The sequence below is a fragment of the Shewanella sp. S1-58-MNA-CIBAN-0166 genome (genome assembly GCF_040310085.1).
GTDB lineage: Bacteria > Pseudomonadota > Gammaproteobacteria > Enterobacterales > Shewanellaceae > Shewanella.
This window is the reverse complement of the sequence record NZ_JBEOPN010000005.1, coordinates 139,510-162,975: the sequence shown is the minus strand read 5'-3', so window position 1 is coordinate 162,975 and position 23,466 is coordinate 139,510. Positions and strand designations below refer to the sequence as shown.

17 protein-coding genes are annotated in these 23,466 nt (G+C 42.2%); 15 read left to right on the top strand and 2 right to left on the bottom strand.

The window, feature by feature from the left end:
• The first annotated feature begins 113 nt into the window (after nt 1-113).
• A complete protein-coding gene (locus tag AAEY99_RS05395; protein WP_351009559.1) occupies nt 114-416 on the top strand; it encodes a hypothetical protein in 303 nt (100 codons plus the stop codon).
• 198 nt (nt 417-614) lie between these two features.
• Nucleotides 615-1,694 (top strand): DNA polymerase IV, encoded by a 1,080-nt coding sequence (dinB, locus tag AAEY99_RS05390; protein WP_101085789.1) that lies wholly within the window; start codon nt 615-617, stop codon nt 1,692-1,694.
• A 109-nt stretch (nt 1,695-1,803) separates the two neighbouring features.
• On the opposite strand, the gene AAEY99_RS05385 is transcribed toward dinB, so the two are convergent.
• Nucleotides 1,804-3,267 (bottom strand): aminoacyl-histidine dipeptidase, encoded by a 1,464-nt coding sequence (locus tag AAEY99_RS05385; RefSeq protein ID WP_101085788.1) that lies wholly within the window; start codon nt 3,265-3,267, stop codon nt 1,804-1,806.
• Between the two features lie 182 nt (nt 3,268-3,449).
• On the opposite strand from AAEY99_RS05385, the gene AAEY99_RS05380 reads away from it, so the two are divergent.
• From AAEY99_RS05380 to AAEY99_RS05365, 4 genes are all read left to right on the top strand, one after another.
• Nucleotides 3,450-4,991, top strand: a complete 1,542-nt coding sequence (locus AAEY99_RS05380) for a M17 family metallopeptidase (protein WP_351009557.1) — start codon at nt 3,450-3,452, stop codon at nt 4,989-4,991.
• Nucleotides 4,992-5,888: 897 nt separating this feature from the next.
• On the top strand, nt 5,889-7,178 hold the full coding sequence (locus tag AAEY99_RS05375; protein ID WP_101085784.1) for an NCS2 family permease: 1,290 nt from the start codon (nt 5,889-5,891) through the stop codon (nt 7,176-7,178).
• Nucleotides 7,179-7,459: 281 nt separating this feature from the next.
• Entirely contained in the window at nt 7,460-8,569 is a 1,110-nt protein-coding gene (proB, locus tag AAEY99_RS05370) for a glutamate 5-kinase (RefSeq protein ID WP_162022517.1), read from the top strand.
• Nucleotides 8,570-8,579: 10 nt separating this feature from the next.
• Complete coding sequence (locus tag AAEY99_RS05365) at nt 8,580-9,854, top strand: glutamate-5-semialdehyde dehydrogenase (protein ID WP_162022518.1); 1,275 nt, start codon at nt 8,580-8,582, stop codon at nt 9,852-9,854.
• A gap of 82 nt (nt 9,855-9,936) precedes the next feature.
• Here AAEY99_RS05365 and AAEY99_RS05360 read toward each other — a convergent pair whose 3' ends face one another.
• A complete protein-coding gene (locus tag AAEY99_RS05360) occupies nt 9,937-10,272 on the bottom strand; it encodes a hypothetical protein (protein WP_101085776.1) in 336 nt (111 codons plus the stop codon).
• Nucleotides 10,273-10,902: 630 nt separating this feature from the next.
• Here AAEY99_RS05360 and dnaK point away from each other — a divergent pair.
• From dnaK to greA, 9 genes are all read left to right on the top strand, one after another.
• Complete coding sequence (gene dnaK, locus AAEY99_RS05355; RefSeq protein ID WP_101085774.1) at nt 10,903-12,819, top strand: molecular chaperone DnaK; 1,917 nt, start codon at nt 10,903-10,905, stop codon at nt 12,817-12,819.
• 111 nt (nt 12,820-12,930) lie between these two features.
• Nucleotides 12,931-14,061 carry a molecular chaperone DnaJ gene (gene dnaJ, locus AAEY99_RS05350; protein ID WP_011636444.1) on the top strand — a complete coding sequence of 377 codons (1,131 nt, stop codon included), beginning with the start codon at nt 12,931-12,933 and terminating at the stop codon, nt 14,059-14,061.
• A gap of 103 nt (nt 14,062-14,164) precedes the next feature.
• A complete protein-coding gene (locus AAEY99_RS05345) occupies nt 14,165-15,397 on the top strand; it encodes a DEAD/DEAH box helicase (protein ID WP_351009555.1) in 1,233 nt (410 codons plus the stop codon).
• A gap of 122 nt (nt 15,398-15,519) precedes the next feature.
• Nucleotides 15,520-16,326 carry a M48 family metallopeptidase gene (locus tag AAEY99_RS05340; RefSeq protein WP_162022520.1) on the top strand — a complete coding sequence of 269 codons (807 nt, stop codon included), beginning with the start codon at nt 15,520-15,522 and terminating at the stop codon, nt 16,324-16,326.
• Nucleotides 16,327-16,405: 79 nt separating this feature from the next.
• Nucleotides 16,406-17,023, top strand: a complete 618-nt coding sequence (bamJ, locus tag AAEY99_RS05335; RefSeq protein ID WP_101085769.1) for a BamJ family beta-barrel-assembly machinery protein — start codon at nt 16,406-16,408, stop codon at nt 17,021-17,023.
• An 83-nt stretch (nt 17,024-17,106) separates the two neighbouring features.
• Nucleotides 17,107-17,919, top strand: a complete 813-nt coding sequence (gene dapB / locus AAEY99_RS05330; protein ID WP_101085767.1) for a 4-hydroxy-tetrahydrodipicolinate reductase — start codon at nt 17,107-17,109, stop codon at nt 17,917-17,919.
• A gap of 174 nt (nt 17,920-18,093) precedes the next feature.
• The gene (gene carA, locus AAEY99_RS05325) at nt 18,094-19,251 is read left to right on the top strand and encodes a glutamine-hydrolyzing carbamoyl-phosphate synthase small subunit (protein WP_101085765.1); all 1,158 of its coding nucleotides are present in this window, start codon (nt 18,094-18,096) and stop codon (nt 19,249-19,251) included.
• A 23-nt stretch (nt 19,252-19,274) separates the two neighbouring features.
• Nucleotides 19,275-22,496, top strand: a complete 3,222-nt coding sequence (carB, locus tag AAEY99_RS05320; protein ID WP_059746481.1) for a carbamoyl-phosphate synthase large subunit — start codon at nt 19,275-19,277, stop codon at nt 22,494-22,496.
• A 230-nt stretch (nt 22,497-22,726) separates the two neighbouring features.
• A complete protein-coding gene (gene greA / locus AAEY99_RS05315; RefSeq protein ID WP_101085763.1) occupies nt 22,727-23,203 on the top strand; it encodes a transcription elongation factor GreA in 477 nt (158 codons plus the stop codon).
• The last annotated feature ends 263 nt before the right edge of the window (nt 23,204-23,466 follow it).

The window sequence follows — 23,466 nt, the reverse complement described above, 5'->3', positions numbered from 1 at the left end:
TAATTCACTTGCTGTAACTTACCGCTCCCTGTTTATTTGTAAATTAATTGAGGCGACAACTATCCTGACACAGGGGGAAACAAGACTTAGAAGATCTTCAGTCTGTAGGTGGTATAGCATTTTTATTTGGCATTTCTAATCAGAAAAAAAGATATGTTTATTTAGATAAATTTATCGACAATGGTGCCTCCGTTAATACTAAAAGTAAGATTGATGGACTACCGCCTCTTCATGCCGCAATCTTACTCAATGATAAAAAATTAGTTGAATACTTACTGAGCAAAGGCAGTGACCCTCAACTGCTAGATAGTCAATTACGGTTAAATGCTTATGATTTTGTACTGCTTTTGAAAAGAAAGAATGACTCAATAAATCGAATTGAAGTCATAAGAATGTTGTCTACAATCAATTTATAAATTGAATAATTTGCGAGATGATTTAGCTTTTTTCAGAATAATATTTTATTGCGTTTTAGGATGGCTTGAAGCTAGCTTTTGACATTTAAAAATATCTTGAGTCACATTTATTCATTATATTAATAATAAGCAACGATTGAATACTGTTTATATATACAGTACCATCATGGTAATTGAGTTAATGATAATGGCTATAGAATGCGTAAAATCATTCACATTGATATGGATTGTTATTTTGCTGCGGTAGAAATGCGTGATTTTCCTGAGTTAAGAGGAAAGCCCATTGCTGTTGGCGGTAGAAGTGATCGCCGTGGTGTGATAAGTACTTGCAGTTATGAGGCCCGCAAATTTGGGGTGCGAAGTGCTATGTCCAGTTATCATGCGTTACAGTTGTGTCCGCAGTTAATTTTAGTGCCTGGACGCATGGAGGTGTATAAATCTGTGTCACTCCAAATACGTGAGATTTTTCATCGATACACTGATCTTGTCGAACCATTGTCTTTAGACGAAGCTTATCTTGATGTCACAGATTGCGATGCTCATCAAGGCAGTGCGACATTAATTGCCAAAGCGATACGTGATGACATTTATGAGGTCACTGGATTAACGGCTTCAGCAGGTATTGCACCCATTAAGTTTTTAGCCAAAATTGCATCCGATTTAAATAAGCCTAATGGACAATATGTTATCACCCCAAATCAAATTGCTGATTTTGTAAAAGACCTACCTCTGAGTAAAATTCCTGGCGTCGGTAAAGTCACTTCAAAAAAGTTAGCCGATATTGGCTTAACCACTTGTTATGACGTGCAACAATACCCTAAAGTGCAATTAATTGAGGCCTTTGGTAAGTTTGGCCATGTGTTGGCTGAGCGTGCACAAGGTATCGATTCAAGGCAAATTAGCCCGCACCGAGTGCGTAAGTCCGTAGGGGTTGAAACCACGTTAGCCAAAGACATTTTTACGTTAGAGCAATGTCATCAAGTATTACCACAGCTTATTCAAGAGCTGAGTGCTCGGGTTCATCGGAGTGCGAAAGATAGACAGATCCATAAGCAGGTTGTAAAACTGAAATTTAATGATTTTAAGCAGACCACCATCGAGCATCGCAGTGATGAGATTTCAATTAACCTGTTTCATGAATTATTACTGCAAGCATTACAACGAAGCCAAGGGCGAGGGATTCGGTTACTCGGTGTGAGCGTTGGCCTAGCGGATGTGACGTTGGTTTCTTCCGAGAATAGTGCCGATCAAATTACTCAACTCGATTTACAATTTTAGGCGCCCATTTTATAACGGAAATCATAGAGAGCAAAAAGGCGACATTGCTGTCGCCTTTGATTTATAGCTTATCCGCCAATTATAATCTTGGCCATAATCACTTGATTGATTACGCCTCTTTAGCAGGAATACGCTCTAATACAGCTAGCAGTAATTCCCAATATTGACCAACCGTGGTGATGTTAACCATTTCATCTGGGCTGTGCGGATAGCGAATCGTCGGACCAATCGATACCATGTCCATATGTGGATAAGGTTCTTTAAATAAACCACATTCAAGACCCGCATGAATAACCATCACAGTAGGATCTTTTTTATAAATATCGTTATAGGTGTCACGCACAATTGCCATAACAGATGAGCTAGTGTCTGGTTTCCAACCTGGATAAGCACCGCTTAAATCAATGCTAGCACCCGATAGATTTGATAGTGCGGTTAGCATACCGGTGACTTCTTCACGCCCCGAATCGATTAATGAACGAATAAGGCATAATATTTCTACGCTTTCATCTTCAGTACTGATCACGCCTATATTTAGTGATGTTTCAGTCACCCCCTCCACTTCATCACTCATGCGCATTACGCCGTTAGGGCAAGCATGTAATAAGTCGATTAAGGTATTTTGCGCTTCTTCGCCCATGACTTTTGTTGGTGCATCAATAGCGGCTAATGTGAGTAACATCGATGGGTCAGCTACGGCTAACTCTTCACGCACTAACGCTTGGAATGACTCAATAGCTTGTTTTAATGCTTCAACATTTTCAGCTGGCAACATCAATTGAACGTTAGCTTCACGTGGAATCGCATTACGCAGCGAACCACCACTAAAGCTGACTAGCTCTAAGGCTAATTCGTCACTGTATTTAAACAAAAATCGCGCTAATAACTTGTTAGCGTTACCACGACCAAGATGAATATTGACACCAGAATGGCCGCCTTTTAAACCCGACATAGTCAGTGAAAAGCTGGCGTTGCTTTGTTCTGGTGCTTGCCAAGACATTGGTATACTTATCTGTGCATCAACACCGCCGGCGCAACCCATGTAGATTTCACCTTCTTGCTCTGAATCAGTATTAATTAAAATTTCAGCATCAAGGTAACCGGCTTCTAAACCAAAAGCGCCCGTCATGCCGGCTTCTTCATCAATGGTGAGCAGCACTTCGAGTGGCCCGTGCTTAATGTCTTTACTGCCTAAAACGGCCAGCGCCGAAGACATACCAATTCCGTTATCTGAACCTAAGGTAGTGCCTTTTGCTTTAACCCAATCACCGTCTACATAGGCTTCTATCGGATCGGTTTCAAAGTTATGTACTTTGTCGGCATTTTTTTGCGGCACCATATCAATGTGCGCTTGTAACACCACTATTTTGCAGTTTTCCATTCCTGCAGTAGCAGGCTTACGGATGATTAAATTACCCACTTTGTCTTCAACAACCGCAAGGCCTTGAGCTTTTGCCCATTGTTGAATATGTTGTGATAACGCATGTTCATGTTTTGATGGATGTGGAATAGCACAAATTTGTTCAAACCATTGCCATAGAGGCTGAGGATATAATTGAGTTAATGCAGTCACGAAACGCCCTCTAAGATGAAATCAAGTCGATATACGACACAAAATATTACTGCCACTATTTTAACATATTCTGCGCAGTTACTTGATATTGCGATAGCGATTTGCCAAGGTTTAGTCCACAAATCTGTAAATAATTATGAACCCACTAATTTATCTATATTCCTAAAGAGTAAGGATCTTGTATGACCCAAGTGAATAAAGCGGTTACCGCGTTCCAAGTGCCAATTATTGATGTCACAAGTGATGAGGCTATTTTTGAAGGCGAAGGTTGGGACGCTGTTGTTGTGATAGCGACGAGTTTAGCTGAGATCAAACAAGATGAAGTGAGTTTGCTTGCTGCACACGCTAGTCAAATAGATTTCCGTGTCGGTAAAAGTGCCACGCTCCTTTTTGCGCCAGGGTTAGCCGGTGGTCGTTTGATTATCTCCCCAGTGACAGATAGCGACAATGAGTATAGCGATGTCAGGATTTTTGCCAAAGCCGCTCGAGAAGGTATTGCCATTGCTAAAGCCGCAGGTGCCACTAAACCTTTACTTGTTGTTCCAAGGGTAACTGACAATCGCTTTGCCAATGCAGAACAAGTTGCCGCACTGGCGTGTGGACAAGAGCTTTGGCAACCGTTAGAGGCGCGAGAAGCAAAGTCTTTGCAACCGAGTTTAGAGGCTATTGGATTATTGAATACCGCCGCGCACAGTAGGTTAATTAATGCGGCAGAATCTGGACGAGTATTGGCGCGCGATCTTTGTGGTACAGAACCTGAGCGTATGTCGGCTATTGGGTTTGCACAATATTGTGTTGATGCTTTTGCTGATAGCGGTTTGGCTGTATCTGTGGTTGATCAAGTCGAGCAGTTAAAAGCGCAATACCCATTACTCAGCGCAGTGGGTAGAAGCTCTTTTGATGTTGCACGTCATCATCCTCGAGTGGTAAAGCTTGAATATGTTGGTGAAGGCCCTATTACAAAAACCTTATTCTTTGCTGGCAAAGGTGTGGTTTACGACACTGGTGGCGCTGATATTAAAGTTGCAGGTTCTATGGCTGGAATGAGCCGTGATAAAGGTGGCGCGGCAGCAGTTGCCGGTTTAATGAAAGCACTATCAATACTGAAACCTAAAGGTATTAAAGTCATTGCTGAACTCGGATTAGTAAGAAACAGTATTGGCAGTGATGCATTTGTCACCGATGAGATCATTACTAGCCACGCAGGTGTGCGAGTCCGTATTGGTAATACTGATGCAGAAGGTCGCTTAGTATTGGCTGACTTATTATCGCATTTGCGAATACAGGCTCAAACCGCAGTGAATCCACAATTATTTTCGGTGGCGACGTTAACCGGTCATGTTGTGCGAGCCTACGGTGGTTACCCTGCATTAGTTGAAAATAGCGCGGCTAAAAAACAAGGGGTTGCAGCAACTCTCGCTGAAGTGGGTCAGTTATGGGGTGAACCATTTGAGGTTTCACGATTACGTCCAGAAGACTTTGATAAAGTTGCCGATAAAAATGGCGCTGCAGATGTGGTGTCATCGAATAATGGTCCGTCTTCAATTACGGCTCGTGGGCATCAATATCCTGCCGCTTTCTTGATAAAAGCCTCTGGATTAGCTCAAACAGAGCTGGCATTTACCCATATTGATATTGCAGGCAGTGCGGTGGAGGGCGATCCTCTGTATGGAAAGCCAACTGCAAGCCCTTTGGTTGCTTTATTACAGTTTTCAAAGCTGTAGTGATATTGTATCTAATTATTTGTTTTATAATGGTTTTATTTATAGCTCACATGTTGATAACAATAGTTATACATAGTTTTAATACGAAGTAATTGTAATTAAATCACTTTTAATGATGTTTTTGTGAATTAAAGCAAATAATACTTGTAATTAAATTACAGTTTTGTATAATTCACTTCGTCGACAAGCAATGTGTTTGTCGACTCTAGTTAATCCAGGATGGATATAACCTCCAAGGATCTGAGTGACAAGTTGTCTCAATGGATTTGAGAAATGTACGTTCCAGGGAACCGAGCCAAGCTTTACTAGGTTTATACAACTTTACTTTAATCAGGAGCATGACTATGTCTTATACAGGTAACAGCAAATTTTATTGGCAAAACACTTGGTTTGCCGACGTAACAGTTTTACGTGGCGGTATATTCGCCATGAAACGTTAAGAATTGACCCTCTTTACGTAGTGTTAATATCCATCAACCTTTTGTTCGTCTCGTTTGACGGTTTTAGACAGGGTGGTAAATTAATTAATTTATCGCCACATCACGTTAAGTGGTGCTAGCTTTCCTTTCCCCATATGGGATGCTTGTAACATGTCTGCCTACTCTATTGAGTAGGCTTTTTTTTGTCTTAAATTCAGCAAGCTTTTAGTTAGATTCAAGCTAATTGGTTAGTAGCTAATTGGTTAGTGCGCTATTTAAAAAACTGAAATCTTTCAACAAAAAGGCTATTGATAGCTATCAAGGTCGTAAGTATTTATAATTCCCCGCAATAAAGTAAGCCCTCTGTAATGATGTCGACTCAGCGAGTATGGTCAGTAGCACAAGGCTTACCGCATCCTCATCTGTAGCAATTTAACCATTAATCCAATGTTAACCTTTGCCCAAGGAACCCCGTTCCATGTTAGAAAAACTATTTAAACTTAAACAGAACAACACCAGTCTTAAGCAAGAGGCTGTGGCCGGTCTGACTACTTTTTTAACGATGGCCTACATCATTTTTGTTAACCCTATGATGCTTGCTGATGCAGGGATGGATCATGGTGCAGTATTTGTTGCCACATGTTTAGCTGCTGCCATCGGTTGCTTAGTTATGGGGTTATTAGCTAATTACCCGATTGCATTGGCTCCGGGTATGGGACTGAATGCTTTTTTTACTTACACCGTTGTTGGTGAAATGGGTTATAGCTGGGAAACAGCACTTGGCGCGGTCTTTATGTCAGGAGTGTGTTTCTTAATTTTATCCTTAGTTAGGATCCGAGAGTGGATAGTCAACAGTATTCCAATGTCGTTACGTTTTGGTATCGCAGCTGGTATTGGATTATTTTTAGCCTTAATTGGCTTAAAAAATGCCGGTATTGTAGTGGCTAGCCCTGCAACATTAGTGACTATGGGCGATATCACCTCATTTCCTGCATTGATGGCTGCGTTAGGTTTCTTCTTAATTATTGCTATGGTTCAACGTGGCTTAAAGGGTGCTGTTATTTTCAGTATCCTAATTGTGACTGTTCTGGGAATGATATTTGGCGATGTGCAATACCAAGGCTTAATTTCAATGCCACCGTCTATTGCACCGACATTTATGAAGATGGACTTGTCTAGTGTATTAGAAGTGAGCATGTTATCGGTGGTTTTTGCCTTCTTGTTTGTCGATTTATTTGATACATCAGGTACCTTAGTCGCTGTTGCTCAACGTGGCGGACTGCTTGATGAAAAAGGCCGTTTACCTCGAGTAAAACGTGCCTTAACCGCAGACAGCGTCGCCACTATTACTGGTGCTGCATTGGGTACATCAACTACCACTAGCTATATTGAAAGTATTGCTGGGGTGAGTGCGGGCGGTCGTACTGGTTTAACAGCAGTTGTGGTTGGATTACTGTTTTTAGCGGCATTATTTGTGTCGCCATTAGCGGGTATGGTGCCAGCCTATGCCACAACTGGAACCTTGTTTTATGTTGCTATTTTAATGATGTCTGGCCTAGTCAATGTTGATTGGGAAGACTTAACTGAAGCCGCTCCTGTTGTCGTGACTTGCTTATTAATGCCGTTAACCTTTTCTATTGCCAATGCTATTGGGCTTGGGTTTATTTCTTATGCTGCGATCAAATTGATGACAGGGCGTTTTAAAGATTTAAATCCAGGTATTTTAGTGGTGGCCGCATTGTTTATTGCCAAGTTTATTTACGGTTAATTAGCTGTCCATGAGTACAGTGAGTTAATAAATTGGCTAAAGCCAATATAAAAAAGGGCTATTAGCCCTTTTTTTGTTTTTCTAATAAGGCGCCAATAACTACCCTATTGCAGCTCAATGCAACTGAGTTAGCAGAATTAAGGACTGTTTGATAACTATTTATTAACCTGAAAATGGTTAATCTAGACAAATATTCCAGTATTAGCGGCTTTCACTATGAATTATCGAGTGAATTGGGTATAAAAATGAACTGAATATTTTTTGTAAGCTGAGTAATACAAATGGGTTATCGCCGCGTAGTAGTTAAGTTAGGCACCAGCGTGCTGACATCGGGCAGTAAAAAGCTTGATAAAGCACATATGGTTGAATTAGCCAGGCAAATGGCCTCGCTTATGCGTTCAGGCGTTGAAGTCGTATTGTGTACATCAGGCGCTATAGCTGCTGGGCGAGAGCATTTACAATATCCAGTGTTGCCAGACACTATGGCCAATAAACAGTTACTTGCAGCTGTGGGTCAAAGTCAGTTAATTTTGGCTTGGTCACAATTGTTCAGTATTTACGGGTTACATGTTGGCCAGTTATTGTTAACTCGTGCTGATTTACAAGATCGTGAACGTTACCTTAATGCGCGCGACACCTTAAATGCATTATTAGCTCATAATATTATCCCGATAATTAATGAAAATGATGCAGTTGCAACCAATGAGATTAAAGTGGGTGATAATGATAATTTATCAGCCCGTGCAGCCTTACTTTGCGATGCTGATTTACTTATCTTACTGACCGACCAAAAAGGCTTATTTGATGCCGACCCACGCACCCATCCCGACGCACAGTTAATTAAACAAGTTGTCAATATTGACGACAGTTTACGTTTATTGGCTGGCGGTTCAGTGTCAGGACTTGGAACGGGCGGAATGGCGACTAAACTTGAAGCGGCGGATGTGGCTCGACGAGCGGGCATAGAAGTTGTCATCGCTTCCGGTCATCACCCTGATGTTATTGCCAAAGTGGCGGCGAGGGAGTCTGTCGGCACTCATTTTAGTGCAATCGAAAATCCATTAGAAAGTCGCAAACAATGGATCTTGGCTGGTCCTGCTTCACAAGGTAAATTAGTTGTAGATGCTGGAGCATCGGTTGCCGTTGTTGCTAATGGTCGTAGTTTATTATCTAAAGGCATTGTCGATGTTGAAGGCAATTTTGAGCGCGGGGCGACCTTACTGATTGTGAATCAAACCGGTAAGATTTTGGCTAAAGGCATTAGCCGATATTGCGCCAATGATTTAACCAAAATTAGCGGTAAACATTCTGATGATATAGAAAGTCTACTAGGCTATAACTACGGCGATGCCGTGGTTCATCGCAATGATATGGTCGTACTTGATAATTAAGGATAAACATATGTCAGCCACAGAAACAGAATATTTAACTCAATTAGGGCAACGTGCTAAGGCTGCAAGTTTTATTTTAGCGAGTTTAACAGCGAAACAAAAAAACGTGTTATTAGCTACGATTGCAGACCACTTAGCGCAGCGGAAAAATGATATTTTACAAGCGAATGCACAAGATATCATTGCAGCGAAGCAAAGTGGTTTAACCGAAGCCATGATCGATAGGTTGATGCTGGACGAAGGGCGGCTAGGCGGAATTATAGCTGACATTGATAATGTCATCGCACTAGCCGACCCTGTCGGCAAAGAAGCTGACAGTCGGGTATTGGATAACGGCTTACGCTTAACTCGTCGCAGTGTCCCATTAGGTGTGGTGGGGGTTATTTATGAGGCTCGGCCAAATGTCACCGTTGATATTGCCGTGTTGGCGTTAAAGACCGGTAATGCAGTGATTTTGCGTGGCGGTAAAGAAACCCTAACCTCAAATAAAGTGCTAAGTGAAGTTATCCGTGATGCACTGGTGAGTTTAGATTTACCTAAAGATGCCGTGCAGCTGATTGATTCACCAGAGCGGAGTCTTGTCAGTGGCTTACTAAGACTCGACAAATATGTTGATATGATTATCCCTCGTGGTGGACAAAACCTGCAGCGATTGTGTGCTGAGCAATCGAGTATTCCTGTCATTTTAGGCGGCATTGGCATCTGTCATTTATTTGTCGATAAACAAGCTGATTTAGTGCGTGCAATCGATGTGATTGCCAACGCTAAAGTTCAACGCCCGACTGTGTGTAATGCCTTAGATACATTATTAATACATCAACAGGTTGCTGCAGAATTTATTCCTAATATTGCCTCACATTTACACTCACTTGGGGTTCATTTCCATGCTTGTGCAATGACTTTACCTTATCTTGATGGGTTAGGTTTTGATGTTACACCTGCACATGATGAATCGTTTTCAACAGAGTGGTTATCGCTCACGTTAGGGATCAAAGTGGTTAACGATATTGACGAAGCCGTGGAGCATATCCGTCATTATTCTACAGGGCATTCTGAAGCCATTTTAACGGATAACATTCACACAGCGAGTGACTTTATGAATCAAGTTGATTCCGCCGCAGTGTATGTGAATGCCAGTACTCGTTTCACCGATGGTTCACAATTTGGTCTTGGCGCTGAAGTGGCCGTGAGCACCCAGAAATTACATGCCCGTGGTCCAATGGCGTTAGATGCACTGACCACATACAAGTGGCTAGCTTGGGGGGATTACACCTGTAGGCAATAATGCATTTTGTTGTACTTATAATAATAAAGGGCGCAAATAAGCGCCCTTTATTGTTTGTGCTGAGAGACGCTATAACAGAGCGCTATAAATTATAAATAAGATGACTGGGCGTTACTGGCTCAACCAAACGTTCATAGGTGGTTAATAACCAAATTGCAAAAAAGGCACAAGTCATTAATATCGCCACAATTCTAAATGCTTGCGCGTATTCCATCACATAAGTGAAATATCGACGTTGTACTGCATTGGTCATAAAAGTGGCGATAAGTGAAAATACACACAAATACATAGCTGGATATTGTGTGGTACTTACGCCATAAAACTTTTCATAAACTAGAATTACCATAACAATTGCTAAGGTAACAATGCGTATCTTACGTTCGGTATTATCACTGAAATTCCATCTTGGCAGTCCCATTGCCTTACTTCCTCTACAATCATTTGAATTTTTAGTACTTTTTTAAACATCTATATATACTTTTATAACGCTAGTTGTATTTTTTATCAAATGATTAGCGTTATTTAATGCTTTTGTTTGCAGTGTGACAGCAAAATACGACTAACACCGCTGAAATGCCAAGCAGGTTAATATGATATAAACCAATGTCGATTGAAAATGAACGATGTGCTTAATAAGCTCAATACTGGTATGAGTAACGATTATATCGCTATTACAATCTAACTCATCATTAGAGTGGGTGGCTTTCGGTAAAGTATTAACGTGTCTACGCTTTGTTACTTCACTATTCCGGCTGGTTTTACTGTTTTTTTCACTATTTCGCTTATTTTGGCAGTGGTTGTGATTTATTGTTCACCCACCTTACCTTATTGGTATGGCCCGCATAAAAAAATCCATAAAACAGGATAAATATTTACTTATCCCCTTGTAATTCACTTTGTTGTCCCAATATAGGTATCAAGGCTGATATGAGTGGTTAATTTTGAATCTCAAGTTAAGCAACAAAATGCTTGAAATACTTGTTGTTCATCCCCATATCAACATCAAATAACATATTTGTGACGACTAACGTCAATTTCGGAGGACCCCATGGGCAAAATTATTGGTATCGATTTAGGCACAACAAACTCGTGTGTAGCAGTCCTTGATGGCGGCAAAGCACGCGTAATTGAAAACGCAGAGGGTGATCGCACAACCCCATCAATTATCGCTTATACCGATGATGAAATTATTGTAGGCCAGCCAGCAAAGCGTCAGGCTGTAACCAACCCAACAAACACATTCTTTGCCATCAAGCGTTTAATCGGTCGTCGTTTTAAAGATGACGAAGTTCAACGTGATGTGAACATCATGCCATTCAAAATTATCGCAGCTGATAATGGCGATGCATGGGTTGAGTCACGTGGTAACAAAATGGCACCACCACAAGTTTCAGCTGAAATCTTGAAAAAGATGAAAAAGACTGCTGAAGACTTTTTAGGTGAAGAAGTGACTGAAGCGGTTATTACCGTTCCTGCTTACTTTAACGATTCACAACGTCAAGCCACTAAAGATGCTGGTCGTATCGCAGGTCTTGATGTTAAGCGTATTATCAACGAACCTACTGCTGCTGCACTTGCATACGGTATCGACAAGAAACAAGGCGACAACATTGTTGCTGTATACGATTTAGGTGGTGGTACATTCGATATCTCTATCATCGAAATTGACAGCAACGATGGCGACCAAACATTTGAAGTACTAGCAACCAATGGTGATACTCACTTAGGTGGTGAAGACTTTGATAACCGTATGATTAACTATTTAGCTGATGAATTCAAAAAAGACCAAGGCTTAGATCTTCGTAGAGATCCTTTAGCAATGCAACGTTTGAAAGAAGCAGCTGAAAAAGCAAAAATCGAGCTTTCAAGCACTAACCACACTGAAGTTAACTTGCCTTACATCACTGCTGATGCATCAGGTCCTAAGCATTTAGTGGTTAAAATTACTCGTGCTAAGTTAGAGTCATTAGTTGAAGATTTAATTCAACGTACTCTAGAGCCGCTTAAAGTTGCACTAGCTGATGCTGATTTATCAATATCAGATATCAATGAAGTGATTCTTGTTGGTGGCCAGACTCGTATGCCTAAAGTACAAGAAGCAGTCACTAACTTCTTTGGCAAAGAGCCTCGTAAAGATGTTAACCCTGATGAAGCGGTTGCTGTTGGCGCGGCGATTCAGGCTGGCGTACTTTCTGGTGAAGTGAAAGACGTACTTCTACTTGACGTTACCCCACTATCTCTTGGTATTGAAACCATGGGCAGTGTGATGACAAAGCTTATCGAGAAGAACACCACTATCCCAACTAAAGCTCAGCAAGTATTCTCAACAGCTGACGACAACCAAAGTGCCGTGACTATTCACGTACTTCAGGGTGAGCGTAAGCAAGCGAGTGCTAACAAGTCATTAGGTCAATTTAACCTTGAAGGTATTGAGCCAGCACCACGTGGCCAACCACAGGTTGAAGTGATGTTCGACATTGATGCTGATGGTATCTTACATGTGTCTGCAACAGACAAGAAAACAGGTAAGAAACAAAACATTACTATCAAAGCCTCTTCAGGTTTATCTGATGAAGAAGTTGAACAAATGGTACGTGATGCTGAAGCTCATGCTGATGAAGATGCTAAATTTGAAGAGTTAGTTAAAGCGCGTAATCAAGCAGATGGTTTAGCTCATTCAACTAAAAAACAAGTTGAAGAAGCTGGCGATGCACTAGCTAGTGACGAAAAAGAAAAGATTGAAGCAGCAATCGCAACTTTAGAAACTGCCATAAAAGGCAAAGATAAAGAAGCCATTGATACAGCAACTCAAGCGCTAATCGAAGCGTCTGCTAAGTTAATGGAAATTGCTCAAGCTAAAGCTCAAGGTGAAGCAGAAGGTCAAGCGCACGATGCTGGCCAAGAAAAGCCTGCTGATGATGTTGTTGATGCTGAGTTCGAAGAAGTTAAAGACGACAAAAAGTAATTAGCAATTTCAGCTAGTTACCGTTAAAGCGGGCGTTGGGGTTATCCTCAAACGCCCGTTTGTATAATTTAAGTTTAACAATTTACTCACACCTTCGAGAAACAGAACACTATGTCAAAGCGTGATTATTACGAAGTTCTCGGTGTTGGACGTGACACCAGTGAACGCGAAATTAAAAAAGCGTACAAACGCTTAGCGATGAAGTTTCACCCAGACCGTAATCCGGGTGACAAAGCCGCAGAAGCTAGCTTTAAAGAAATTAAAGAAGCGTACGAAATTTTAACCGACAGCGACAAAAAAGCGGCTTACGATCAATTTGGTCATGCTGGCGTCGACCCTAATCGTGGTGGGCACGGTGGTGGCCAAGGTGATTTTGGCGATATCTTTGGTGATGTATTCGGTGATATTTTTGGTGGTGGTCGCCGTGGTGGTGGTCAACGTCAAGCTGCGCGCGGTAGTGACTTACGATACAACCTTGAATTGTCTTTAGAAGAAGCCGTACGCGGCTTAACCAAAGAACTGCGAATTCCTACTTTAGCAGCCTGTGATTTATGTGACGGGAGTGGCGCTAAAAAAGGCACATCTGCAACCACATGTGGTACGTGTCATGGCCAAGGCCAAGTGCAAATGCGCCAAGGTTTCTTTGCTGTTCAGCAAGCGTGTCCTACTTGTCATGGTCGCGGTAAAATCATTAAAGATCCTTGCGGCAAGTGCCATGGTGAAGGTCGAGTTGAGAAAAGCAAAACCTTATCAGTTAAAATTCCTGCTGGTGTCGATACAGGCGATCGTATTCGTCTTACTGGTGAAGGTGAAGCGGGCGAGTTTGGTGCTCCACCAGGTGATTTATACGTTCAAGTTAGTGTGCGAGAACACGCTATCTTTACCCGTGACGCCAATAACCTTTACTGTGAAGTACCTATTTCATTCAGTAAAGCAGCATTAGGCGGCGAGATTGAAGTACCGACATTAGACGGTAAAGTTAGCCTTAAAATCCCAACAGAAACCCAAACAGGGCGCATGTTCCGCCTACGCGGCAAAGGGGTTAAGTCGGTCCGTAGCCATGCAGTAGGTGACTTACTGTGTAAAGTGGTAATGGAAACACCGGTTAACTTGAATGAAAAACAAAAAGAGTTATTGCGTGAGTTTGAAGCAACGTTAACTGGCGAATCAAAAAAGCACAGCCCTAAAGCTGAAGGCTTCTTTGATGGCGTTAAAAAGTTCTTTCAGGATTTAAACAGTTAATCGCGATGATCTAGCGACCTCGTTAAAGGCTGTTTACTTTGGGTAAGCAGCCTTTTTTATTGGCGAATATCGTCAATTTATCCTATTAACATTAGGCGTTAACATGTCATTTTCAGCGTTATCACTCGATTCAAGTTTATTAGCCGCATTACCGCCGACAGTGAATCAGCCGAGTCGTATTCAGCAACTGGCTATTCCAACTATATTGGCGGGGCAAGATGTGTTGGCATTAGCCCAAACCGGCAGCGGTAAAACCTATGCTTATGGTTTGCCTGTATTGCAACGCATTAGTCTGCTTCCAACGGCTCATTTGTCTGCCGTGATCATCGTACCGACCAGAGAGTTAGCATCACAAGTATCGCAAAACTTAGTGCCGCTGGCACAATCGCTTAATTTGCGCGTAGAGGTACTGTGTGGCGGTGAAGCAATAGAGCTTCAAATTGAGCGCTTAGCTCAACCGGTTAACATCGTCGTTGCTACACCGGGCCGCTTACTCGCATTAGCACAACAAGGTGTTATTGATTTTGAACATCTGCAGAGTTTGGTCCTTGATGAAGCAGACCGATTACTGGACATGGGATTTATCGCCGATATTAATGCGTTGATTACATTAATGCCAGGTGGCCAACGGTTATTATTTTCGGCGACGTTACCCGAATCTTTGGTCGCATTAGCTCAAAAAGTACAGTCTGCATCTTGCGTACGAATTGAAGCGCATGCTTTAAATAGTACCGTGGCTGATATTGATCAAACTCTCTATCACGTCAATAAAGGCAGCAAAGCCAAAGCGCTGATTCATTTAATTGCTTTACATCAATGGTCGCAAGTATTGGTGTTTGTGAATGCTAAAGATGATGCTGATGCATTGTGTAAAAAGTTAATTAAAGCGGGTATTAACGCTGCGGCGCTTCATGGCGATAAAGAACAAGCGCTGCGAAGTAAGACCTTAGAGCAATTCAAAACGGCACAACTTACTGTATTAGTCGCAACCGATGTATTAGCGCGCGGTATTCATGTCGACGCATTGCCAGTAGTCATTAATGTTGATTTGCCTGCCCAAGCAGCAGTATATGTTCATCGTATTGGACGTACTGCACGGGCGGGATTAAGCGGCGTGGCATTATCATTAGTCGGTCATTCTGAATTACTCAGTTTAGAGGCTATTCGAGAATTAACCGGACAGGCATTACCATTAGATGAATTAGCTGGTTTTGCGGTAACAGACAAACCGATTAGCGAAAACAGTAAGCGAGCGCCGCGTGATAAGCAAGCCAATCGTCGTACCGCCAATAAACGCAGTATTAGTGATTTCGCTAAACGTAAATCAACACGTTAATCAACACATGAATGCTGGCTGATGTTTAATATCGCAAATGGTGCATTGGTCCAGTTGATTGGTATAAAATAAATGAATGATCGATTAGCTTTTTGGCTAAATGAATTTTAAGGGATGACAACATGAAACCTCTCGCGCTAACCCTACTCGTTTCTGCTTTATTAGTTGGCTGTGTTAATAGTCAATCGCCAACAGGGCGAGGGCAAACCTTGTTGTTTTCTGATACCCAGATGCAGCAAATGGGTGCTCAGTCGTTTGAGACCATGAAGCAAAGTGAAAAAATAAGTCAAAACCAAGCGCAAACTCAATATGTGAACTGTGTTGCCAAACGTATCACTGCGGTGTTACCCGACCAATCGCAGCAATGGGATGTCGTGTTGTTTGAATCAGATCAAGTCAATGCGTTTGCGCTACCTGGTGGCCATATTGGTGTTTATACCGGTTTACTAAATGTGGCGACGAATCAAGATCAGTTGGCTACAGTTATGGGACATGAAGTGGCGCACGTTTTAGCACAACATGGAAACGAGCAAGTATCTCGAGCGCAGATAACGGGTCTTGGCATGCAAGCTGCGGATGCCGCATTAGGAGCATCGGGTATTGCCAATAAAGATTTGTACATGGCCGGACTGGGGCTAGGGGCGAATGTGGGCATTATTTTACCTTTTGGCCGCAGTCAGGAATCTGAAGCTGATATTGTTGGTCTTGAGCTAATGGCCAAAGCAGGTTTTAATCCAGCTCAAAGTGTTAATTTGTGGCAAAACATGGCTAAAGCGGGCGGAGCCCAAGGCCCTGAACTGCTATCGACTCACCCGTCACACAGTCACCGAATTGAAGACTTGCAAGCGGCACAGAATCAAGTGATGCCGCTTTATACACAGGCAAGAAAACAGTCTTTGGCTGAGTGTAAAATTGCTCAAGTTAAATAGCGTTTTTTGCCAACATTTACGGGGTTTATTGTGATAAACTCTTGTGCGAATTTTTTATGTTTATTGAGAGAAAATTATTATGTCAGATTTGTTCAGCACTATGGAACAGCATGCTAGCTACGGTGTAGGTCGTCAAATGGGCGAGCAACTAGCAGCAAACTCTTTTGAAGGTATTGATATCCCTGCTGTTCAAGCTGGTCTTGCTGATGCATTTGCCGGTAAAGAAAGCGCAGTATCAATGGAAGAGCTTCAAGTTGCATTTACTGAAATTAGTCGTCGTTTACAAGAAGCACAAGAAGCTGCTGCAGAAGCTGCTGCCGCTGAAGGTGATACATTCCTAGCTGAAAACGCTAAGCGTGACGGTATTACGATAACTGAGTCTGGTCTTCAATACGAAGTGCTTGTACAAGGCGACGGTGAAACACCAACGTATGATTCAACTGTACGTACTCATTACCATGGTACTTTCATCAGTGGTGATGTGTTCGACAGCTCTGTTGCTCGTGGCCAACCTGCTGAATTCCCAGTATCTGGTGTTATCGCCGGTTGGACTGAAGCATTACAGTTAATGCCAGTTGGCACTAAGCTAAAATTATATGTCCCGCATCACTTGGCTTACGGTGAGCGTGGCGCGGGTGCTTCAATCCCGCCTTATTCAGCTTTGGTCTTCGAAGTTGAATTGTTAGAAATTATCTAGTTGTTAAAAACGCCTAAGTTAACTTAGGCGTTTTTGTATATGCTGTTTGTGTGTTTACCTTTAGTTAACACTGGGAGAAATAAATGACTGCAAAAGTGAGAATTGCTGTAGTTGGTGCCAGTGGCCGTATGGGCCGTACACTGATTGAATCTGCTAAACAGCAACAAGTCATAATACTTGGCGCAGCTATTGAACGTACAGGTTCAAGTTTAATCGGTATTGATGCTGGTGTACTTGCTGGTGTTGGGGCGATGAATGTTGCCATTACCGATTCACTGGATAAAGTGGTTGACGACTTTGACGTATTAATTGATTTTACGTCACCTGAATCTTCCATTATTCATCTCGATTGGTGCGCAAAAAATCACAAAGCTATTGTCATTGGTACCACAGGTTTTAATCATGCTCAAAAAGAGCAAATTGGTGCCTATTCGGAACAAGTGCCAGTGGTATTAGCGCCTAATATGTCTGTCGGTGTCAACGTGATGTGGAAGTTGCTCGCACTGGCTACAGAGGTGATGGGTGATTATACCGATATCGAAATAATCGAAGCGCATCATCGGCATAAAAAGGATGCACCGTCAGGTACTGCACTTAAAATGGGTGAAATTATTGCCCAAACATTAGGTCGTGATTTAGACCAATGTGCGGTATTTGGGCGTGAAGGTATTACCGGTGAACGTGATCCTAATACCATAGGTTTTGCAACGGTTCGTGCTGGTGACATTGTCGGTGAACACACCGCAATGTTCGCTGACATAGGCGAACGGCTGGAAATAACCCATAAAGCATCGAGTAGAATGACCTTTGCTAATGGGGCTATGAGGGCGGCTTTTTGGCTCTCCGATCAAAATGCAGGTCTGTATGACATGCAACAAGTATTAGGATTGAACTAGATAATAAAAACACCATTCGTTGGTGTTTTTTTTTGAAAACAATCCTACAAAATATAGACGTAAAAACGGATTTATTATACAATCGCTAGAATTTGTCAAAATTTCGTAATTTATCGAAAATTGGTATTTTAGTGCAAAATAAAAACACATAATTTTAAGTGGCTTGGCTCTTTTCTGGAGGTCGCGTTGACACAGTCTGCCTTACTCGTACTCGAAGATGGATCAGTATTCTCTGGCACCGCAATTGGTGCTACCGGTATCTCTGTTGGTGAAGTGGTATTTAATACTTCAATGACAGGTTATCAAGAGATCCTTACAGATCCTTCATATTCACGCCAAATAGTAACATTAACCTATCCTCACATCGGTAACACAGGTACTAATGATGAAGACACAGAATCGGATTCGGTTCATGCATGTGGCTTAATTATTCGTGACTTACCGCTTATGGCGAGTAATTTCCGCAACCAACAATCATTAAGCGATTATTTAAAAGCGAATAATGTGGTTGGTATTGCTGATATTGATACCCGCAAACTAACTCGAATTTTGCGTGAAAAAGGCGCCCAAGCCGGTTGTATTATGGTCGGCGACCTAGATGAAGCGAAAGCTCTGGCAGCTGCGAAAGCGTTCCCAGGTCTAAAAGGCATGGATTTAGCCAAAGAAGTGACCACCGATAAAGCTTATACATGGCGTAACGGTAGCTGGAAATTAGTCGGTGGTTTACCGTCTGAAACACCAGCAGCGGAACTCAAATATAAAATTGTCGCGTACGATTACGGTGTGAAACGTAATATTTTACGTATGTTGGTTGACCGTGGTTGTGATGTGACGGTAGTGCCTGCTCAAACATCTGCTGCAGATGTCCTTGCCATGAACCCTGATGGGGTCTTCCTATCAAATGGTCCTGGCGACCCTGAGCCATGTGATTATGCTATTACTGCTATTCAGCAAATATTAACAACTGATATTCCAGTGTTTGGTATTTGTTTAGGTCACCAGTTACTTGCATTAGCCTCTGGTGCGAAAACCTTAAAAATGAAGTTTGGTCACCATGGTGCAAACCATCCAGTGAGCAATGTTGAAAATGGTCGCGTGATGATCACCAGTCAAAACCACGGTTTTGCTGCTGATGAAACCACATTGCCAGCAAACATCAAGGTGACGCATAAGTCGTTATTTGATGGTTCGTTACAAGGTATTCACCTAACGGATAAGCCAGCATTTAGCTTCCAGGGACACCCTGAAGCGAGTCCTGGGCCAACCGATGCAGCACCGCTGTTCGATCATTTCATCGAGCTAATTGAACAATACCGTCAGCACGCCAAGTAGTTATCTGGGAGAAGACAGAAGCAATGCCAAAACGTACAGATATAAAAAGTATTCTTATCCTAGGTGCCGGTCCAATTGTTATTGGTCAGGCGTGTGAGTTTGATTATTCAGGTGCGCAAGCTTGTAAAGCACTTCGTGAAGAAGGCTATCGCGTTATTCTGGTCAACTCTAATCCAGCAACGATTATGACCGACCCTGAAATGGCCGATGCAACCTATATCGAGCCTATTCATTGGGAAGTGGTTCGCAACATCATCGCCAAAGAACGTCCTGATGCAATTCTACCGACGATGGGTGGACAAACTGCACTAAACTGCGCGCTTCAGCTTGAAGCACAAGGCGTACTAAAAGAGTTTAATGTTGAAATGATTGGTGCGACAGCGGATGCGATTGATAAAGCTGAAGACCGTAGTCGTTTCGACAAAGCGATGAAATCCATTGGTTTAGACTGCCCGCGTGCGGGTATTGCTCATAACATGGATGAAGCGTATGGCGTATTAGATATGGTGGGCTTTCCCTGTATCATTCGTCCGTCTTTCACCATGGGTGGCAGCGGCGGTGGTATTGCCTACAACAAAGAAGAGTTTGAAGAGATTTGTTCTCAAGGCTTGGACTTGTCGCCAACTAACGAATTATTGATCGATGAATCATTAATTGGTTGGAAAGAATATGAAATGGAAGTGGTTCGTGATCGCAACGATAACTGTATTATCGTGTGTACTATCGAAAACTTCGATGCGATGGGTGTTCACACCGGTGACTCAATTACCGTTGCACCGGCACAAACGCTAACCGATAAAGAATATCAATTAATGCGTAACGCTTCTTTAGCGGTACTGCGTGAAATTGGCGTTGAAACCGGTGGCTCAAACGTACAATTTGGTATTTGTCCTAATACTGGCCGTATGGTTATTATTGAGATGAACCCACGTGTATCACGTTCATCTGCTTTAGCCTCTAAAGCAACCGGTTTCCCGATAGCTAAAATTGCTGCTAAGTTAGCGGTTGGTTTTACCCTTGATGAGCTTAGCAACGACATTACTGGCGGTAAAACACCAGCGTCGTTCGAGCCTGCAATCGATTACGTTGTGACTAAAATCCCCCGTTTTAACTTTGAAAAGTTTGCCGGTGCAAATGACCGTCTAACAACCCAAATGAAATCTGTGGGTGAAGTAATGGCCATTGGCCGTACTTTCCAAGAGTCATTACAAAAAGCGTTACGTGGCCTTGAAGTGGGTCGTAACGGTTTTGATTCTCTGGTTGATTTACAATCACCAGAAGCGATGCAACGTATCCGTCATGAATTAAAAGAGCCAGGTTGTGACCGTATTTGGTATATAGCCGATGCATTCCGTGCTGGTTTAAGTCGTGATGATATCTTCACTCTGACTAACGTTGATCACTGGTTCCTCGTTCAAATCGAAGATTTGGTTACCCAAGAAGCGAAAGTCGCTGAGCTTGGTATGTCAGGTTTAGAGCAAAACTACTTACGTCAATTAAAGCGTAAAGGTTTCTCTGATTTACGTTTAGCTGATGTGTTAGGTGTGAGTGAAGGCGAAATTCGTAAACTACGTCATCGCCATGAAATTCATCCGGTATACAAGCGTGTAGATACATGTGCTGCTGAATTCTCAACTGACACGGCTTACATGTACTCAACGTACGAAGAAGAATGTGAATCTAACCCATCGAACCGTGACAAAATCATGATTTTGGGTGGCGGCCCTAACCGAATTGGCCAAGGTATTGAGTTCGATTATTGCTGTGTCCATGCTGCATTAGCATTACGTGAAGACGGTTATGAAACCATCATGGTTAACTGTAACCCTGAAACGGTATCAACCGACTACGATACATCTGACCGCTTATACTTTGAACCTGTAACGCTAGAAGACGTACTCGAGATTGTGCGTATCGAAAAGCCAAAAGGTGTAATCGTCCAATACGGTGGCCAAACTCCGCTTAAACTCGCGCGCGAATTAGAAGCCGCAGGCGTACCGATTATTGGTACCAGCCCAGATGCGATTGACCGTGCAGAAGACCGCGAACGTTTCCAACAAGCCATTCAACGTTTGAACATGAAGCAGCCAGAAAATGCGACAGTGACAACAGTTGAAAGTGCTGTGATAGAAGCGGAAAAAATAGGTTATCCGTTGGTTGTACGTCCGTCTTATGTGTTGGGTGGACGTGCGATGGAAATCGTATACGACAAGCAAGATTTACTACGCTACTTCAATGAAGCGGTTAAAGTATCTAATGCATCACCAGTATTACTTGATCACTTCTTAGATGATGCGATTGAAGTGGATATCGATGCAGTGTGTGACGGTGAAACTGTGGTGGTTGGCGCCATTATGGAGCATATTGAACAAGCAGGAGTTCACTCTGGTGACTCAGGTTGTTCATTACCACCTTACACCTTGAGTGCTGATATTCAGGCCAGAATGCGTGACCAAGTGTCTAAACTGGCTTTTGAATTAGGCGTGATCGGTTTAATGAACGTGCAGTTTGCGGTAAAAGATAACGAAATCTATATGATTGAAGTTAACCCGCGTGCCGCTCGTACAGTACCATTTGTGTCTAAAGCGACAGGCGTGCCGTTAGCTAAAATTGCAGCTCGAGTGATGGCTGGCCAAAGCTTAATTTCGCAAAACTTTACTAAAGAAGTGATTCCACCATATTTCTCGGTAAAAGAAGTGGTATTACCGTTTAATAAGTTCCCAGGTGTTGACCCGCTATTAGGCCCAGAAATGCGCTCAACCGGTGAAGTCATGGGCGTGGGTGATACTTTTGCTGAAGCTTATGCCAAAGCACAGCTTGGTGCTACATCTGAAGTGCCTAAATCGGGCCGTGCGTTATTATCTGTGCGTAACAGTGATAAAAAACGCGTTGCCGATTTAGCTTCTAAGCTGATTGAGCTAGGTTATGAAATTGATGCCACTCATGGTACCGCGATTATTTTAGGTGAAGCAGGGATTAATCCTCGCTTAGTTAACAAAGTGCATGAAGGTCGTCCACACATTCTTGATCGTATTAAAAATGGTGAATATACCTACATTGTTAACACCACTGAAGGTCGTCAAGCAATTGAAGACTCACGTCAGATCCGTCGTGGAGCATTGCGCTATAAAGTGAATTACACTACGACATTAAATGCTGCCTTTGCGACGTGTTTAGCGCATTCTGCAGATGATCGTATCAAGGTGACGTCTTTACAAGAGTTACACAAACGCATCAAAAGCTAATTTTATGGTGCGTTAACGATTAAGGTCGCCTTTTGGCGACCTTTTTTATGACATTTTGATGATGGATGACTAGCAAGTCTGTAAAAGCTTAGGTAAGCTGTCTGCCATCATCGAAAAGATGCATCCTAGATACGCACGCTAAGTCGATTGCGTACTTCCAACTGAATTTTTACTGTGTTGACTTATCGTCAGCACGGGATGCTTTTGTTTTTAAAGGAGACAAAGACATTATGAGTAAGGTCCCAATGACTGTAGTTGGCGCTGATCAATTACGTAAAGAACTTGAATTGTTAAAGTTCGATCGCCGTCCAAAAATTACTGAAGCAATTGCTTCAGCACGCGAATTAGGCGATTTAAAAGAAAATGCTGAATATCATGCAGCCCGTGAAGATCAAGGAATTTGTGAAGCACGTATTCGTGACATCGAAGGCAAGTTATCTAACGCTCAAATTATTGACGTCACAAAGTTAGAAAATACTGGCCGAGTCATTTTTGGTACAACAGTAACTATTTTGAACATAGATACTGATGCTGAAGTGACGTATCGCATAGTCGGTGATGACGAGGCGGATATTAAGCAAAATTTAATTTCTGTTAATTCACCTATTGCACGTGGATTAATTGGTAAAAGTGAAGGCGATGAAGTATCGATTACCACTCCAGGTGGATTGACTGATTATGAAATCATAACGGTTAAATATCTTTAAGTATTGTGAATAATCGAGTGTGTCTTTTTCTTAACCATTTGTTTTAGTTATTGTATTAAACTAACTGCTTAAGCATTTATCATACTTTTATGCACAACCCAATACCGATATAATGGCCACTAGCCAGACATAGCACTAAATAGAATACTGTTTAGTGCTTTTTTATATCCATCGTAGAGTTAATGCATGTGCTAGATATGATAGAACATGTAAAAAAATTCATTTGCAGATTAAAGGTGCAATAGATATTATCGTTTAAGTTT